16 protein-coding genes and 3 pseudogenes are annotated in these 16,228 nt (G+C 64.0%); 9 read left to right on the forward strand and 10 right to left on the reverse strand.

Going from position 1 to position 16,228, the window contains the following annotated elements; translation table 11 throughout:
• Positions 1 to 2: 2 nt before the first annotated feature.
• The 5 genes from FS320_RS06620 to FS320_RS06640 all read left to right on the forward strand — a co-directional run bounded on the left by FS320_RS06620 (position 3) and on the right by FS320_RS06640 (position 4,645).
• Positions 3 to 1,283 carry a cytochrome b gene (locus tag FS320_RS06620; RefSeq protein WP_152710300.1) on the forward strand — a complete coding sequence of 427 codons (1,281 nt, stop codon included), beginning with the start codon at positions 3 to 5 and terminating at the stop codon, positions 1,281 to 1,283.
• Positions 1,284 to 1,308: 25 nt separating this feature from the next.
• Entirely contained in the window at positions 1,309 to 2,193 is an 885-nt protein-coding gene (locus tag FS320_RS06625) for a cytochrome c1 (protein WP_152710301.1), read from the forward strand.
• 271 nt (positions 2,194 to 2,464) lie between these two features.
• Complete coding sequence (locus FS320_RS06630; RefSeq protein ID WP_152710302.1) at positions 2,465 to 3,079, forward strand: hypothetical protein; 615 nt, start codon at positions 2,465 to 2,467, stop codon at positions 3,077 to 3,079.
• Positions 3,080 to 3,145: 66 nt separating this feature from the next.
• A complete protein-coding gene (locus tag FS320_RS06635; RefSeq protein ID WP_152710303.1) occupies positions 3,146 to 4,030 on the forward strand; it encodes an S-methyl-5'-thioadenosine phosphorylase in 885 nt (294 codons plus the stop codon).
• Positions 4,031 to 4,099: 69 nt separating this feature from the next.
• The gene (locus FS320_RS06640) at positions 4,100 to 4,645 is read left to right on the forward strand and encodes an adenine phosphoribosyltransferase (RefSeq protein ID WP_152710304.1); all 546 of its coding nucleotides are present in this window, start codon (positions 4,100 to 4,102) and stop codon (positions 4,643 to 4,645) included.
• 173 nt (positions 4,646 to 4,818) lie between these two features.
• On the opposite strand, the gene FS320_RS06645 is transcribed toward FS320_RS06640, so the two are convergent.
• Together FS320_RS06645 and nfi are read right to left on the reverse strand one after the other, a co-directional pair.
• Complete coding sequence (locus FS320_RS06645) at positions 4,819 to 5,829, reverse strand: MaoC family dehydratase (RefSeq protein WP_152710305.1); 1,011 nt, start codon at positions 5,827 to 5,829, stop codon at positions 4,819 to 4,821.
• A gap of 163 nt (positions 5,830 to 5,992) precedes the next feature.
• Positions 5,993 to 6,661: a deoxyribonuclease V gene (nfi, locus tag FS320_RS06650; RefSeq protein WP_152710306.1), complete on the reverse strand. Its 669-nt coding sequence runs from the start codon at positions 6,659 to 6,661 to the stop codon at positions 5,993 to 5,995.
• Between the two features lie 272 nt (positions 6,662 to 6,933).
• On the opposite strand from nfi, the gene FS320_RS06655 reads away from it, so the two are divergent.
• Together FS320_RS06655 and FS320_RS06660 are read left to right on the forward strand one after the other, a co-directional pair.
• A complete protein-coding gene (locus FS320_RS06655) occupies positions 6,934 to 7,359 on the forward strand; it encodes a group III truncated hemoglobin (RefSeq protein ID WP_152710307.1) in 426 nt (141 codons plus the stop codon).
• A gap of 156 nt (positions 7,360 to 7,515) precedes the next feature.
• A pseudogene (locus FS320_RS06660) lies at positions 7,516 to 8,290 on the forward strand (alpha/beta fold hydrolase).
• Between the two features lie 81 nt (positions 8,291 to 8,371).
• Here FS320_RS06660 and FS320_RS45080 read toward each other — a convergent pair.
• The 5 genes from FS320_RS45080 to FS320_RS06680 form a co-directional block, all read right to left on the reverse strand.
• A complete protein-coding gene (locus FS320_RS45080; protein WP_153885289.1) occupies positions 8,372 to 8,524 on the reverse strand; it encodes a hypothetical protein in 153 nt (50 codons plus the stop codon).
• A 249-nt stretch (positions 8,525 to 8,773) separates the two neighbouring features.
• On the reverse strand, positions 8,774 to 9,871 hold the full coding sequence (gene ychF, locus FS320_RS06665; RefSeq protein WP_152710308.1) for a redox-regulated ATPase YchF: 1,098 nt from the start codon (positions 9,869 to 9,871) through the stop codon (positions 8,774 to 8,776).
• A 4-nt stretch (positions 9,872 to 9,875) separates the two neighbouring features.
• Positions 9,876 to 10,499 carry an aminoacyl-tRNA hydrolase gene (gene pth / locus FS320_RS06670; protein WP_152710309.1) on the reverse strand — a complete coding sequence of 208 codons (624 nt, stop codon included), beginning with the start codon at positions 10,497 to 10,499 and terminating at the stop codon, positions 9,876 to 9,878.
• Between the two features lie 86 nt (positions 10,500 to 10,585).
• The gene (locus FS320_RS06675; RefSeq protein ID WP_152710310.1) at positions 10,586 to 11,203 is read right to left on the reverse strand and encodes a 50S ribosomal protein L25/general stress protein Ctc; all 618 of its coding nucleotides are present in this window, start codon (positions 11,201 to 11,203) and stop codon (positions 10,586 to 10,588) included.
• A 187-nt stretch (positions 11,204 to 11,390) separates the two neighbouring features.
• Entirely contained in the window at positions 11,391 to 11,930 is a 540-nt protein-coding gene (locus FS320_RS06680) for a MarR family winged helix-turn-helix transcriptional regulator (protein ID WP_152710311.1), read from the reverse strand.
• A gap of 105 nt (positions 11,931 to 12,035) precedes the next feature.
• Between FS320_RS06680 and FS320_RS06685 the strand changes: the two genes are divergently transcribed.
• Positions 12,036 to 12,938: a DMT family transporter gene (locus FS320_RS06685; protein ID WP_152710312.1), complete on the forward strand. Its 903-nt coding sequence runs from the start codon at positions 12,036 to 12,038 to the stop codon at positions 12,936 to 12,938.
• A gap of 44 nt (positions 12,939 to 12,982) precedes the next feature.
• On the opposite strand, the gene FS320_RS06690 is transcribed toward FS320_RS06685, so the two are convergent.
• The 3 genes and pseudogenes from FS320_RS06690 to FS320_RS06700 all read right to left on the reverse strand — a co-directional run bounded on the left by FS320_RS06690 (position 12,983) and on the right by FS320_RS06700 (position 15,848).
• Positions 12,983 to 13,915 carry a ribose-phosphate pyrophosphokinase gene (locus FS320_RS06690; RefSeq protein WP_152710313.1) on the reverse strand — a complete coding sequence of 311 codons (933 nt, stop codon included), beginning with the start codon at positions 13,913 to 13,915 and terminating at the stop codon, positions 12,983 to 12,985.
• A 153-nt stretch (positions 13,916 to 14,068) separates the two neighbouring features.
• Positions 14,069 to 14,605 (reverse strand): hypothetical protein, encoded by a 537-nt coding sequence (locus tag FS320_RS06695; RefSeq protein ID WP_152710314.1) that lies wholly within the window; start codon positions 14,603 to 14,605, stop codon positions 14,069 to 14,071.
• Between the two features lie 62 nt (positions 14,606 to 14,667).
• A pseudogene (locus FS320_RS06700) lies at positions 14,668 to 15,848 on the reverse strand (benzoate/H(+) symporter BenE family transporter).
• 181 nt (positions 15,849 to 16,029) lie between these two features.
• Between FS320_RS06700 and FS320_RS06705 the strand changes: the two are divergent.
• Positions 16,030 to 16,228: pseudogene (locus tag FS320_RS06705) on the forward strand (IS701 family transposase); the annotation flags it as partial.

Genomic DNA, 16,228 nt, shown 5'->3' on the forward strand with positions numbered 1-16,228 from the left:
CCATGAGCGACCATCCCACAACTTACGTTCCCAAGAGCGCCTTCGGTAAGTGGTTCGAGAGCCGTTTGCCCATCGCAGGCCTCGTCCACTCGTCCTTCATTGCGTTCCCGGTTCCGCGGAACCTGACCTATTTCTGGACCTTCGGCGCCATCCTGGCGTTCATGCTCGTCGCGCAGATCGTGACCGGCGTGTTCCTGGCGATGTACTACACGCCGAATGCCGGCATGGCGTTCCAGTCCGTCGAGCACATCATGCGCGACGTGAACTATGGCTGGCTGATCCGCTATCTGCACGCCAATGGGGCGTCGATGTTCTTCGTCGCCGTCTACGTCCACATCTTCCGGAACTTCTACTATGGCTCCTACAAGGCGCCCCGTGAGGTTCTCTACATCCTCGGCGTGATCATCTTCCTGCTGATGATGGCTACCGCCTTCATGGGCTACGTGCTTCCCTGGGGCCAGATGAGCTTCTGGGGCGCCACGGTGATCACGAACCTCTTCTCGGCGATCCCGCTCGTCGGCGAGACCATCGTGAGCTACCTCTGGGGCGGCTACTCGGTGGGCAACCCGACCCTGAACCGCTTCTTCTCCCTGCACTACCTGCTGCCCTTCATGATCGCGGGCGTCGTGATCCTGCACATCTGGGCGCTGCACGTGCCGGGCCAGAACAACCCGACCGGCATTCCGATCAAGTCGGGCAAGGACGCGGTTCCGTTCACCCCCTATGCCACGATCAAGGACATCTTCGCTGTTGTGGTGTTCATGATCTTCTTCGCCTACTGGGTGTTCTACATGCCGAACTATCTCGGCCATGCGGACAACTACATCCCGGCGAACCCGGCCGTGACGCCTTCGCACATCGTTCCCGAATGGTACTTCCTGCCGTTCTACGCGATCCTGCGCGCCATCCCCGACAAACTCGGCGGCGTCATCGCCATGGGCTCGGCCATCGTGATCTGGGTGTTCATGCCCTGGCTCGACACTTCCAAGGTTCGTTCCACGGCCTATCGTCCGCTCTACAAGCAGTTCTTCTGGATCTTCGTGGTCGTGTGCTTCGTGCTCGGCTGGCTGGGTTCCCGCCCGGCCGAGGGCTGGTACGTGATCGCCTCCCAGATCTGCACGGCCTACTACTTCGCCCACTTCCTGATCATTCTGCCGGTGCTCGGCTTCGTCGAGCGTCCGCTGCCGCTGCCGAATTCGATCCTCGAATCCGTCATGGGCGTGCAGAAGGGCGGGGCTGGCATTCCGGCCGGCGCCAATGCCGAGCCGCATTCCAAGGGCTGATGCGAGCGTCGAGGAAACATAAACAATGATGAAGCGTACTCTTCTCATCGCAGCCGCCGTTCTCGGCTTCGCCGCCCCGGCCTTCGCTGCCGGCGAGACCCCGGTCCCGCCGCAGCTCAAGTGGAGCTTCCAGGGTCCGTTCGGCACTTTCGATCGGGCTCAGCTCCAACGTGGCTTCAAGATCTACCGGGAGGTCTGCTCCTCCTGCCACGGCCTGAGCTATGTGACCTTCCGCAACCTGCACCAGCCCGGCGGCCCGGAATTCTCCGAGGCCCAGGTCCGCGCTCTGGCGGCGGAATACAAGATCCAGGACGGCCCGAACGAAGCCGGCGACATGTTCGAGCGTCCCGGTCGTGCGGCCGACCATTTCCCGTCTCCGTTCCCGAACGAGAACGCCGCCGCCTCGGCGAACGGCGGCAAGGCTCCGCCGGACCTGTCCCTGATGGCCAAGGCCCGCACCTACGAGCGCGGCTTCCCCTGGTTCATCACCGACGTGTTCCGCCAGTACTCGGAGAACGGCGCGGACTACGTGGCGGCGCTGCTCAACGGCTACGAGGAAGCCCCGGCGGGTTTCACGGTGCCGACCGGCGGTCACTACAACCACTACTATCCGGGCCACGTGATCGCGATGCCGAAGCCGCTCAGCGACGGCCAGGTCGAGTATCCGAAGAACGAGGCCGGCCAGCCTCAGGTGCCTGAGACCGTGGAGCAGTATGCCCGCGACGTGACGGCCTTCCTCACCTGGACGGCGGAACCGCACCTCGAGGCTCGCAAGCGCCTCGGCTTCCAGGTCATCCTGTTCCTGATCGTCCTGTCCGGCCTGCTCTACTTCACCAAGAAGAAGGTCTGGGCGCGGGTGGGCGGCGAGGTCGAAGGCCACGCCACGCCCCCGATGACGCACAACCCATAAGGATCGAGGCCCCGGTTTCCGGGGCCTTTTTCTTTTCTGGTGCTTCGTGCTGATCCGAAGCGCCGCGACAGCGAAGAGTGGTTGAGCCTTTAGATGTCATGGCCGGGCTTGTCCCGGCCATCCCGATGTGAGGAGCGACCAGCCTCATTCGATCGAGATCACCGGCACAAGGCCGGAGATGACGGAAGAGGTGGATTGCATCCAACCTCCATCAGAGAAATCATCCGGCGCCCTAGTGACACGGTGTCGAGCCGGCTTTATCCCGGTATCCATGTTGCAGACGATCGCCGACGATATCTGGGGCCTGCCCTGTCTCGCCTATCACGTCCAACCCAGCCTGGAGCCTGAGACTCGGGCCGCCTTCGAGGCGGCGCAGCGGGCCTTCGTCGAACTCTGGCCGGAACCGCTGCATGTGGGACCCAAGCATGGGCTGCATGTCACCATCTATCCGCTGGTGACGGTGAAGGGAGCCTTCGACAAGGACGCCTACTGGCAGAGGATCGCCCGGCGAAGCCAGGGCCTCCTGGAGGAGCTCTGCACCGGCCATCGAACCCTGGAACTGCGCTTCTCCCGGCTCAAGGTCACCGATACGGCCATCATCGCGACTGCGACCGAGGAAACCGGCCTGATCGAAGCCATCCGGGAGAGGATCGTCCGCGACATCCCCCTGCCGCCGGGCGCGAGCCCGATCAACTACGATCTGATCCACACGACCCTGGCGCGCTACCGGACGAAAGCCTCCATTCCGGACGACGTCATCGAGCGCATCGAGAGCTTGCCTGTTGCCATCACGGCGCCCGTCAAGCAGATCAGGCTCGTTCGCGAGACGCTCTTTCCCTGCCTCGTGACGGACGAGATCGCGGCAATCCCCTTGATCGGAAGGTGATGCTTGGGACGCCGTTCTTCCTCGGCTATGACTGAGCCATAACAGCCCTAGGCAGGCGAGGATCAGATGGCGAAGGCGGTTCTAGGCATTATCGGCGGATCGGGGGTCTACGATCTGCCGGGGCTCGAGGATATGCGCGAGGAGCGCATCGGTTCTCCCTGGGGCGAGCCCTCGGATGTGCTGCGCATCGGGCGCATCGGCGAGACCGAGATCGCCTTCCTGCCCCGCCATGGGCGCGGCCATCGCCTGTCGCCATCCGACATCAACTACCGCGCCAATATCGACGTGATGAAGCGCGCCGGCGTCACCGACCTGATTTCGGTCTCGGCCTGCGGTTCGTTCAAGGACGAGTATTATCCCGGCTTCTTCGTGCTGGTGGACCAATACGTGGACCGCACGCACAGGCGCGAAAGCTCGTACTTCGGTCGGGGCTGCGTCGCCCATGTGCCCATGGCGCATCCGGTCGGCCCTCTGCTGCGCCAGCGCATCGCCGATGCGGCGGTGGCGGAAGCGATTCCGTTCACTCTCGGCGGCGCGCTGGTGTGCATCGAGGGCCCGCAATTCTCGACTTACGCCGAGTCGATGACCTACAAGAAGCTCGGCTACGACGTGATCGGCATGACGGCGATGCCGGAGGCCAAGCTCGCCCGCGAGGCCGAGATCACCTATGCCACCATCGCCATGGTGACCGACTACGATTGCTGGCATCCGGAGCACGACAACGTGGACGTGGCCTCCGTCGTCGCCGTCGCGCACCAGAACGCCACGAAGGTGGCCCGCCTGATTGCCCGCGTGGCCAAGGACTTTCCGGCCGAGCACGAGCCATGCCCCGCAGGCTCCGACCGGGCGCTCGACGGCGCCATCATGACGGCTCCGTCCGCCCGCGATCCGGAGCTTTTGAAAAAGTTGGATGCGGTGGCCGGGCGAGTGCTAAACCCCTCGCAAGCGTGATCGCTCGCCTCTTGCGCTTACAGTGCTTTCAGTTCCATCTCAATTCGACACCCAGGCAGGCTTGACCCCATGGACCAGCGTCTCCTCACCGACCTGAAATCCGCGATCCGCTCGATTCCGGATTATCCAAAGCCCGGCGTCATCTTCCGGGACATCACGACCCTGCTGGGCGACGCGCGGGCCTTCCGGCGCTCGGTGGACGAACTCGTTCATCCCTTCGCGGGAGGGCGTGTCGACAAGGTGGCGGGCATCGAGGCGCGCGGCTTCATCCTGGGCGGCGCCATCGCGCATCAGCTCTCGTCGGGCTTCGTGCCCATCCGCAAGAAGGGCAAGCTGCCCCATGAGACGGTGCGGATCGCCTATTCGCTCGAATACGGCGTCGACGAGATGGAGATCCACACCGATGCCATCGGCCAGGACGAGCGGGTGATCCTCGTGGACGACCTCATCGCCACCGGCGGGACGGCGGTCGCGGCCAGCCAGCTCCTGCGCCAGATGGGCGCCAACATCATCGCCGCCTGCTTCATCATCGACCTGCCCGATCTCGGCGGCGCCGCGAAGCTGCGCGACCTCGGTGTCGAGGTACGCAGCCTCGTCAGCTTCGAGGGGCATTGATCTCTATGGCGTCATCCCGGGGCGGCGCAGCCGAGCCCGGAATCCATAGCCGCTGACAATGCAGGATCGAGCGGAGGCGCTGCCGTCGCGCTTTCATCTCGCGCGTCGTCTCCGTGAATTCCTGCCGTCAGGGGGACGACAGCGGAGGCCGGTGGCAAGCCGTCAGCGACCTCTCAAGCCCGCCTTTCCCAGAACACCATCCCGTCGAACGCGAACACCTCTTCCCCATTCTGGTTCGTGCCCGTGTTGTGATGGAACACCAGGCCCCAGCCAGGGCGGGACGCGGAGGCGCGTTTGGCGGTCACGGACGAGCGGTAGGTGATCGTGTCGCCAGCATAGACGGGCTTGAGCCATTTCAGGTTGGAGAAGCCGGGGGAGGGGCCGAGCCGCGCGGGCCGCTCGCCGCGGCTGAGCGCATAGGCGCGGATGCGGTCGCGGTGGCCGATCATCTGCTTCATCCAGACGCTTGCCGTATGCCAGCCCGAGGCGCACAGGGCGCCGAACAGGCTGTTCTTGGCGGCCTCTGCATCCACGTGGAAGCGCTGCGGGTCGAATTGCCGGGCAAAGCCGATGATGTCCTCGGGCGTGAAGGTGTAGGAACCCAGTTCCTCGGTCTCGCCGACGACGAGGTCCTCGAAATAGGGATTGGCCGAGATTCGTGGAATCTCCCGCTCCGGCGCGGAGCCGGGCAGGCCATCTGCTGCAGCCGCGAGGACGTTGCGGCCCTCGCCTTCGAACGGTTCGGCATCCCTGGTTGCGAACATCACCCAGTTGGTCTGGGTCAAAGCGGTTTCGTCGACCTGGTTCAGCATGTCGAAATGGAACCGCACCAGACCGAGCGAGGGCCTGCTCTTGGAGATGCGGCTCTCCAGAACCGTCATGCGCGAGCGCAGGGTGTCGCCGGGCCTGACGGGCTTCACCCATTTCACTTCCTCGATGCCCGGCGATCCCATGGAGGAGGAATCCAGGATCAGCCCATCGGCGAGGAGGCGCATGTTGAGGCTGCAGCTGTGCCAGCCCGAGGCGATCAACGTGCCGATGAAGCTGTCCTTGGCGGCAATCTCGTCCACGTGGAAGGGCTGCGGATCGTATTCTCGCGCGAAGGCGAGGATGTCGTCCTTCGACACGGTGAGAGGGCCGAAAGTCTCGGTCAGGCCCGGAGGAAGATCTTCGAACGTACGCATGAGCAATCCCCTGTTGAGCTCGCCCTAGAGCATCGGGCCTAAAAGTGGAATCCACTTTTTGGATGAGTTCGGTGCTCCCGTTCTCTCCGGGTGCATCTTGGTCCTACGTTCGGGCCCTCGTGCAGCCGATGCCGAAAGCAGGCTTTTGGATCGTCGACAGGTCTCAGGGCGAAAACTGCCCGGCCGCGTTATGCGCGAGCCGGATCGGTTCGGGCAGGCGGTATTTGGGGGAGCAGCGCAGGACGAGTTCGGCTGCCGTCGGAATATCGGCCAGGTGTCCCGGGGAGATGAACATCGGATTCTTGGCGGTGCGGGTGCGCAACGCGACGCCGATGACCTCCTTGCGGTCGACCAGGGGAGCGGCTGAGCCCTTCTCCTCGCCCAGATCCTTGTAGCGTCCGCACAGGAGCGTCTTGCCGCAGCCAACAGTGGGGCGCTGAAGCCACAGGCCCATATGGCTCGCGATGCCGATGCGGCGGGGATGGGCGATGCCCATGCCATCGAAGAGGAAGACGTCCGGCTCGGCTTTCAGTTTCTCGAACGCCTCTTCGAGAACCGGGCCCTCACGAAAGCTCAGGAGACCCGGAACATAGGGAAAAGGGGTCGGGCGTTGCGCCAGCACGGTCTCCACCGGCAGGAAGCCCGGATAGGTGACCACGACGATAGCCGCCTGCGACTGCTCGTTCTTCACGCTCACGTCGACGCCAGCCACAAGATGCACCGCATCGAGATCGATGGGGCGGTCGGACACGACCTCTCTTCTCAGCTGCTGCTGAAGGGCAATGGCCTCGGAGGGGGAGAGGTCCCAGGAATGTTGATGGTGAAGCTGCATGGTGAAGCATTGACGACGACAAGGCTTCAACGCTCAAGGTTCCGGAACGATCCGTTTTGATCTGGATCATGGCGCATCGTGCGGAAAAATGGCCATGGTATTCAGCGCCGGGCGACGCGCCACTCAAGGATTGAGCGTCGGATGGATCCCAAAAGTGGTGCAAACTTTGGGGCCGATGCCCCGGCCAGAGAGACAATCTGCCCTTCAATGGGCAGATTGACCCGGACAGGGGCGTGCGGTCATGTCCGGACGGATTGAGCAGGAGAAAGGCATTGGCCGATTCAGCCGCCACAGGCCGCAGCATCCCGATCGTCAGCCCGGCCGAAGGCGTTTCGGACGATCTGATCCGGCAGCTCGTGGAGACCTTCTATGACCGCGTGATCCGCGATCCGGAGCTCGGCCCCATCTTCCATAAGGCTCTTTCCGGCCGCTGGAGCCAGCATCTGGCGCTGATGGTGGATTTCTGGTCCTCGATCGCGCTGAGAACCGGCCGCTACCAGGGCAAGCCGCAGGCCGCCCATTTTGGCCTTCCGCTCACGCCGGAGCTGTTCGCCCGCTGGCTATCGCTGTTCGAGAAGACGGCTCAGGACATCTGCAAGCGGGATGTGGCGGATTTCTTCGTGGACCGAGCGCGGCGCATCGCGGAGAGCCTGCAGATCGGCCTCGGGATCGGACCGAAGGCGCTGCGGCTTCCCTAGAGCGGATTCCGCTTGGCCACTTCGCCGGCAAAGCTCCGAAGCACCGCTCCGTTCGGATTCTGAGCGGGCGATCCACCGCCACAAATGGTACGAAGACCCACAATCTTCATAATTGTCTGGAAACCTGTGCGGCACATCGGCTCCTGGGAGCCTTCCATGATGGATCGCCGCACTTTCCTTGGATCGCTCGTGGCCATTGCCGCAGCGACACCGCTTCGTTCGGGCCCGGCACGAGCTGCGGATCCTCTCCCGGCCGCAAGTAGCGTCGTGCTTGTGCACGGGCTGTTCGCCGATGGGTCGTGCTGGTCCGAAGTCATTCCGCGCCTGCAGGCAGCCGGGCTCGACGTCAGTTCCGTTCAAAACCCACTGACGAGTCTCGACGAGGCCGTTGCGGCGACCCGGCGCGTGCTGGCCCGGTCAGGAAGGGCCCACCGTACTGGCCGGGCACTCCTTCGCCGGCATGATCGTCACGGAAGCGGGTGTCGACCCGAGGGTCTCTTCGCTCGTCTACGTGGCGGCACGGGCGCCCGATGCCGGCGAGGACTACGCGGCCCTCGCCATGCAGTATCCGGCGCCTCCGGCGACGGCAGGAATCGTGTACGACGGCGATGAGGGGATGCTCAGCGAGGCCGCGTTCCTGCGCGACTTCGCGGGCGATCTGCCGGAGGAACGGGCGAAGGTGCTCTATGCCGTGCAGGAGCCGTTCCACAAGGCGTTGCTGGCCGGCAGGACGGGGCAGGCGGCCTGGCGGTCGAAGCCGAGCTTTTATGCTGTCTCGACGGATGACCGAACGATCAATCCCGACCTGCAACGCTTCATGGCCAAGCGGATGGGGGCGGAAACGATCGAGGTGAAGGCGAGCCATCTCTCGCTCATCTCGCAGCCCGACATCATCGCTTCGCTCATCCTGAAAGCGGCAGGCCATCGATAGCACCTGCAGCCTCTTCGAGCCTGAGGAGTGCGCAAACGACCTCACGATCGCTGCTGCGGCCCTTCGGGTCCGCACGAGGCGCTAGCGCTCCCACCACTCGAGCTTGTCGTTGCCGCTCCTGGGCAGCAGGGACGAAATGCCGATCATGAGAAAGCCGCAGGCCACGAGCACGCCGATGAGGAATTCGGCATTGCCGAGCCCGGGAGAGACGAAGTTGTCAAAAAAAGCCTGCATGAATCACATCCTTCATGCAGGCTTTGTCGCAGAACGGCCCTGAACGGACGAAAAAGCCCCTGTTCAGGATTCCGACAGATTGCTGAAGAGCCTCTTTTCCAGCCTCCATGTCATCACCGGCCTTGTGCCGGTGACCTCATTAAGAAGTCCGCGGCGTTTCTCGGACTGGGATGGCCGGCACAAGACCGGCCATGACCAGGAGTGGATGCGGGAGAAAGCCGTCCTCAAGGATCAGAGGATTCGTTTCTCTTAAGTATTGAAGCGGAAGTGCATCACGTCGCCGTCCTGCACCGTGTATTCCTTGCCTTCCAGCCGCAGCTTGCCCGCATCGCGTGCGCCGGCCTCGCCCTTGAGCGAGGTGTAGTCCGCATAGGCGATGGTCTCGGCGCGGATGAAGCCCTTCTCGAAATCCGTGTGGATCACGCCGGCGGCCCCGGGCGCCTTGGTGCCCCTGGTGATCGTCCACGCGCGGGCTTCCTTCGGGCCGACGGTGAAATAGGTGATCAGGCCAAGCAGTTCGTAGCCGGCGCGGATCACCCGGTTGAGGCCGGGTTCCTCGAGGCCCACGGCGTCGAGATAGTCCTTCTGCTCCTCGGGTGGCAGAACCGCGATTTCGCTCTCGATCTTGGCCGAGACGACGACGGCCTTGGCGTCTTCTTCCTTGGCGCGCTCGAAAACGCGTGCAGAGAATTCGTTGCCCTTGTCGGCGGAAGCTTCCTCCACGTTGCAGACGTAAAGCACGGGCTTGGAGGAGAGGAGGCCGAGCATCTGGAACAGGCGCTCTTCCTCGGCCTTGCGCTCCACCAGACGGGCCGGCTTGCCCTCGCGCAGCAGGGGCAGGGTGCGGTTGACGAGATCGAGGGTTTCCTTCGCTTCCTTGTCGTTGCCCTTGGCCTTCTTCTCGAGCGCGGTGACGCGCTTCTCCAGGCTGTCGAGGTCGGCCAGCATCAGCTCGGTCTCGATGGTTTCGATGTCGGCGATGGGATCGATCTTGCCTTCGACGTGCGTGATGTCCGTGTCCTCGAAGCAGCGCACCACATGGGCGATGGCATCGACTTCGCGGATATTGGCGAGGAACTGGTTGCCGAGACCTTCGCCCCGGGACGCGCCGCGCACGAGGCCCGCGATGTCCACGAAGGTGAGGCGCGTCGGGATGATCTGCGCCGAACTGGCGATCCCTGCGAGCTGATCGAGCCGCTCATCCGGCACGGCCACGTCGCCCACATTGGGCTCGATGGTGCAGAACGGATAGTTGGCGGCCTGCGCGGCCGCCGTCTGAGTCAAAGCATTGAAGAGAGTCGACTTGCCCACATTCGGCAGGCCGACGATGCCCATCTTGAAGCCCATGGCCTCACTCCTTGATTGCGCTGGCCTTTTCTCCGGGCCGCTTCACGTCCGTCCAGCCTCTCGCCTCCATGGCGAGGTGGACCTTGTTCTGAAAGCTCCCGTCCTCAGCCTTGGCGAGAAGGGCAGCGTTGTCTGCGATGATCCGGCACAGGTCGTCGACCCAGGCCCCTTCGCTTTTTCCGAAATCACCCAGCACATGGTTCTGCACCAGAGCCTTGTGGCCGGGATGGCCGATGCCGAGGCGTACGCGGCGATACTCGTTGCCGCAATGGGCCGAGATGGAGCGAAGCCCGTTATGGCCGGCATTGCCGCCGCCGATCTTCACGCGCAGCTTGGCGGGCGAAAGATCGAGCTCGTCGTAGAAGACCGTCACGTCATGCAGCGGAATCTTGAAGAAGTTCTGCGCTTCTCCCACCGCCTGGCCGGACAGGTTCATATAGGTCTGCGGCTTGATCAGCAGGACCTTCTCGCCCCCGATCAGCGCGTCCGCCGTTTCCGCATGGAAGCGTTTGCGCCAGGGGCCTGCGTTGTGCACGCGCGCAATCTCGTCCACGGCCATGAAACCGATATTGTGGCGGTTCCTGGCGTAGCGCGATCCGGGATTGCCGAGGCCGACGAAGAGGCGCATCGCGTGTCCTGCTCATAAGAAACGCTCCGGCCTTGCGGTCGGAGCGTCGAAGCCGATCGATGGGATTGAACGCCCGTCAAAGCCGATTAGGCAGCAGCGGTGCCTTCGGCAGCAGCCGGAGCCGCATCCGATTCCGTGAGGCCGGTCGGGGCCACGACGGTCACGAGGGTCATGTTCTCGGTCGAGGTCGCCTTGGCGCCGTTCGGCAGGGCGATGTCGTTGAGGTGAACCGAGGAGCCGATTTCGAGGTCGGCAATCGAAACCTCGATGAAGTCCGGGATCGTGTCGGACGGAACGAGCAGTTCCACCGAGTGCTCGACGATCTGGAGCGCGCCACCGCGCTTCACGCCGGGGCTCTTCTCCTGGCCGACCACGTGAACCGGCACCACGACCTTGATCTCCTGACCCTGCGCAAGGCGCAGGAAGTCGACATGGACGGGGAAATCCCGCACCGGGTCGAGCTGGTAGTCGCGCGGAATGGCGCGAACCGTGTTGCCGTCCACATCGATCTCGAAGATCGTGGTCAGGAAGTGACCGGCGAAGATCAGCTGCTTGGTCTGGTTGAAGTCGAGGGCGATCGCCTGGGCCGGCTGGCCGGCTCCGTAGATGACGGCGGGAACTTGGCCTTGGCGACGAACGGCCCGGGCGGCCCCCTTGCCGGCCCGGTCGCGCGCCACGGCCTTGATTTGCTTTGCTTCGCTCATGGTCGTGGTCCTTTGAAATGGGTTTAAAAACCGATGGCCGCCCAGGTTTCTTGAAAAACCTACCGGCGGCCATGAGGTCCGCGCCCGTGCCTCCAAGGGTGTCGAGCGGGCGCGACGCGGCTTATAGAGAACAACCACCGAAAATGCAACAAGTTGGCTGCCGTTCGGGTGGCCTGCCCGACAACGCTCAGCCAAAGGGCCGCGTGGCCGTGACCGTCGATGCGAGCTTCCTGAGGAGGTCGGCCAACCGGACTTGCTCGTCCTCGGTCAGCCCGTCGAGCATGGCCGCCTCGATCGCCATGTCCTCCCGAAAGGCCTCCCGCGCGCGCGCGATCCCTTCCTCCGTGAGCTCCACCGGCAGGCTGCGCCCGTCACCCTCGGCGCTGGCTCGTCGGATCAAGCCGGCCTTGGTGAGACGGTTCAGGCGGTCCGTGAGGCCGCCGGACGAGATCATCAGGGACCGGAATAGCTCCGTCGGGCGGAGCCGGTAGGGCGGTCCGGATCGAAGCAGCGAGAACAGGACATCAGCCTCGCCGCTGTCCAGTCCATGGGTCTTGAAGATGGCTTCGGTGGGCGGGCGCGCCGTCAGCGTGATCCAGCGGGCGCGGCCCAGGATCGCCATGCCGCGCGTATCGACCTCCGGGAGCTCTGCCGCCCATTGGGCGCGTCGTTCGTCGATCCCGTCCTGAGAACAGGCAGGGGAAGCAGGTTCAATTTGTCTTGACATCGAGATAATTACCCACTTATCTTTGCATCAAGATAAATTCCTGTCGTGCCGCTTGCAACATATCGTAGGCCAAGTCGCACGAGAGCCCTACCCGGGGGTGCCTCCATGATCGCAGCGCGTCTCTCTGGTGCGTCGGAATCGGCCATCAGCCTTCTCGGCCTGTGCGGGTTCCTCTTTGCCAGCCGGATCATGATGAACAAGGTGGCGCTGGAGACCGGCATTCAGCCCTTTCAGCTTGGCGTCTTCGCCAATTTGGGCGCCGGATTGTTCCTGCTGCCTTGGCTCGCCGCCTTCCGGCAGAGGATCCCGACCGCGCCGGAGCATCTGGTGCTGTATGTCGTTCTAGGTCTCGTCAGCTTCGCGGTGCCGAGCGTGCTGTCCTACTTCGTCATCGAGAGGGTGGGGCCTGCCTACACGTCCATCGTCTATTGCCTGTCGCCGCTGCTCACCATGACCTTCGCGGCGGGCCTCGGCATCGAGCGGATGTTCCTGCGCCGCTTCATCGGGATCGTGATCGGCTTCACGGGCATGATCGCCTTGGTTCAGCAGCAGGTCCTGCAGATCGATATCGGGCAGCCGGTCTGGGTGGCCGTCGGCCTGGCGATCCCGGTCTGCGCGGCGGTGGGCAACATCATTCGGTCGGCTTGGTGGCCGAAGGGCACGTCGGCGCTCGCTTTCTCCTGCGGGGCATCGCTCAGCTCCAGCGTAATGGTGGCCCTGATGGCGCCCGTCTTCGAAACGCCCCTGATCTGGAGATTCGCCGATCCCGCGATCCTCTCATGGCTGATGGGCTTGGGAGCGATGTCAGCCCTGTCGCAGGTGATGAACTTCCGTCTGCAGCAGATCGCCGGACCGGTGGTCTTCAGCCAGATCGGCTATTGGGGAACGGGCTTCGGTGTGCTGCTCGCCGCCATCCTGTTCGGAGACGTGCTGACGGCTTTGTCCTTCGCAGGGCTCGCATGCATCATGGCCGGTGGCATCCTGGCCAACCGCCGCGCGGAGATCTGAGGGAGTAGGCGGCCGTGACTATCGAGGCCTGGCCGCATCGGCAATCAGTCGAACAGGCTCGACACCGAGCTTTCCGTTGCCGTGCGGCCGATAGCCTCGCCCATGAGCTGGGCGATGGAGATGACCCGGATGTTGTGGGCCACCTTCACGGCTTCTGTCGGCATGATCGAATCGGTGATCACGAGTTCCTTCAGCCGGGAGCCCGCGATGCGGGCCACCGCGCCGCCGGAGAGGACGCCGTGGGTGATGTAGGCGTAGACCTCCTTCGCCCCGTTGGCCAGGAGGGCGTCGGCGGCGTTCACCAGGGTGCCGCCGGAATCGACGATGTCGTCCATGAGGATGCAGGAACGGCCGGACACGTCGCCGATGATGTTCATCACCTCGGACTCACCGGGACGCTCGCGGCGCTTGTCGACGATGGCGAGCGGCGCGTCGATGCGCTTGGCGAGCGCGCGGGCACGCACCACGCCGCCCACGTCAGGCGAGACCACCATGCGGTTGCCGCCGTCGAGATGATCCTTGATGTCGCGCGCCAGGGTGGGAGCGGCAAAGAGGTTGTCGGTCGGGATGTCGAAGAAGCCCTGGATCTGACCCGCATGGAGGTCCAGCGTCAGCACGCGGTCGACCCCCGCATGAGCGATGATGTTGGCGACGAGCTTGGCGGAAATCGGGGTACGGGCGGCAGGTTTCCGGTCCTGGCGGGCATAGCCGAAATAGGGGATCACTGCCGTGATGCGGCGGGCCGAGGCCCTGCGCAGCGCATCCGTAATGATCAGAAGCTCCATCAGGTGGTCGTTCGTGGGATACGAGGTCGACTGGATGATGAAGGTATCCTCGCCGCGCACGTTTTCCTGGATCTCGACGAAGACCTCCATGTCCGCAAAGCGCCTGACCTGGGCCTTGGCCAACGGAACGTTGAGATAGGTGGAGATGGCCTCCGCCAGCGGACGATTGGAATTTCCCGCAACGAGCTTCATGCAAGCAACTTTGGCTTCGAGTGACCGATAACACCCGCTGCGCAATGCCATAATTCCTGCACGGCTGGGCGCAAGGCTCTTAGCAGCGATATGAAACCGTCACAATACATGAAGGTCTTCGATACGCTGCAAGTTTGGCCTGTGGCCATGCAATCACTGCATCGCAACAGGGGGTTCCTCGCCCGAGACCTCCGCTGTCTGAATGGGTGCTTCGGGCGTGGCGGGCGTTTCGGACACGGTTTCGGACTTGGACGCCGTCAGGAATTCGGCGATCTCGTCCATGCTGGCCTGAGCCAGCTTGGCGAGTGCCGCCTTGTCGAGACTCGAGATGGAGGAGGCGGGAGCGGGGCTCGATCCCGCTAGGCGCTTGGCCCGGCGTTTCTGGGAATCGAAGACGTCCCAGACATAGGCCACCTTGGTTTCCCCATCTTCGGTCGAGGTCGACAAATAGCCGCGGACCCGGTAGCGCGCCTCGGCGCTGGCGCCGACGAGATCGACCTTGCGATCGGTTGCCGCGCTGGTCAGTTCGTCCACCAGGGCCGTGCGGATGGGAGTCGGGGCGCCGTCGATGCTCTCCAGGGCCACCACCGGAACGCCCTGCGGCGATCCGCTGAACGACCCCTGGCAGGCTCCCAGAGCCGCCGTCACGACCATGGCGGCAAGCCGTCCCGCATGCTTCATCCCGGCCATGAGGGCCCCCGTTCTTGTTCTTCGTAACGAAGTTTTAAGCTTAACGGAGGCTGCCGTCCAGATCACGCGCGCTTGCGTAATGCGAGGGCCAGGAAATCGAGGCCCAGGGTGATGAGACCGGCAGCCAGACCCCAGAAGGCCGATCCGATGCCGAAGAGGGTGAGTCCGGAAGCCGTGACGGCAAGGGTTACGATGGCCGGGAAGCACCTGGTGTCGTCGGAGAGGGCGGAGCCCAGGGCACCCATGAAGGCACCCATCAGAGCGAGACCCGCGACTGTCTTGATCAATTCCGGCGGGAGCGCGCCGATCAGGCCGATGAGCGCTGCGCTGAAGGCAGCGAAGACCAGGTAGCTCAGGGCATAGCCAGGTAGCTCAGGGCATAGAACGGACCGACCATCCAGCGCTTCTTCGGGTCAGGATGCGTGTCGGGCCCGGTGCAGATCGCGGCTGAAATCGCCGCGAGGTTGCTCGTATGGGCGCCAAAGAAGGCGGTGACGATCGAGGCGAACCCCGTCGCGGCGAGGATCGGGCTGGAAGGTGGCTCGTAGCCGGAGGCCTTGAGCACCGCGAAGCCCGGCAGGTTTTGGGAGGCCATTGTCACCACGAACAGGGGCAGGCCGAGCCCGATCAGGGCCGTGGGATCCCAGGCGGGAGCGATGAAGGTGAGGGTGGACAGGGTGAGATCGGACGTGATCGGCTGAGCCAGGCCGCCACCGAAGGCAATGCCCAGACCGACGAAGAGCACCGCCAGCACGGCGAGGGCAGGATTGAACAGACGGACGACGAGGAAGATGCCGACCAGGGGCAAGACGAGGCCGGGCGCTCCTTGAGCGCTTTGAAAGACCCCGACGACGAACTGAAGCAGGACGCCTGCCAGCATCGCTGCGGCGATGGGGGTGGGAATGCGCTCGATCAGCCGCCCGAACGGCTTGACGAAGCCAGCCAGCATGATGAGGCCGCCGGCCAGAAGAAAGGCGCCGACCGCAGCATGAATGGAGATGCCGGCGGAGGCCGCAATGAGGGCTGCGCCCGGGGTCGACCATGCGGTGATGATGGGCATGCGATAGCGGATGCTCAGAAAGCCGCTCGTGGCTGCCATGGCCAGGCACAGGGCTGCCACCCACGACGAGGTCTGTGCCGCATCGGCACCCACCGCCTGGGCGGCCGCGATGATGATGGCGATCGTGCTGCCGAAACCCACCAGGGCCGCGACGACGGCTGATGTGACGATCGACAGGCGCATGACCGGCTCCGCTGACTTCTGGCGCATCGTGCGGAAAACCGGATCTGGTTTTCCGCACGATGCGCCGCTAAAGGGATTGAGTATCGGGTGGACCCCAAAAGTGGTGTCCGCTTTTGGGGCCCGATGCTCTAGTACTACAGCCGGGGCTTGTGCGTTGTCTTAGACACGGAGGTGTCGCGCCATGACAGACGCAAGCGAGGCCCACCGCTGGGCCGATCAGTTGGACGATCTCGTCACCCGCATTGCTCCCCGCTTCAGCCGCATCGAACCGCGCCGACGCGCCCGGGCCTATCTGCAGGGCCTGCTCGCGCCGCTCGAGCGCAAGAACGGTTGGCATTTGGCCGAAGCCGCTGGCGATGCCAGCCCCGATGGCGTGCAGG

It is taken from the genome of Microvirga tunisiensis (assembly GCF_009296175.1).
Lineage (GTDB): Bacteria > Pseudomonadota > Alphaproteobacteria > Rhizobiales > Beijerinckiaceae > Microvirga > Microvirga tunisiensis.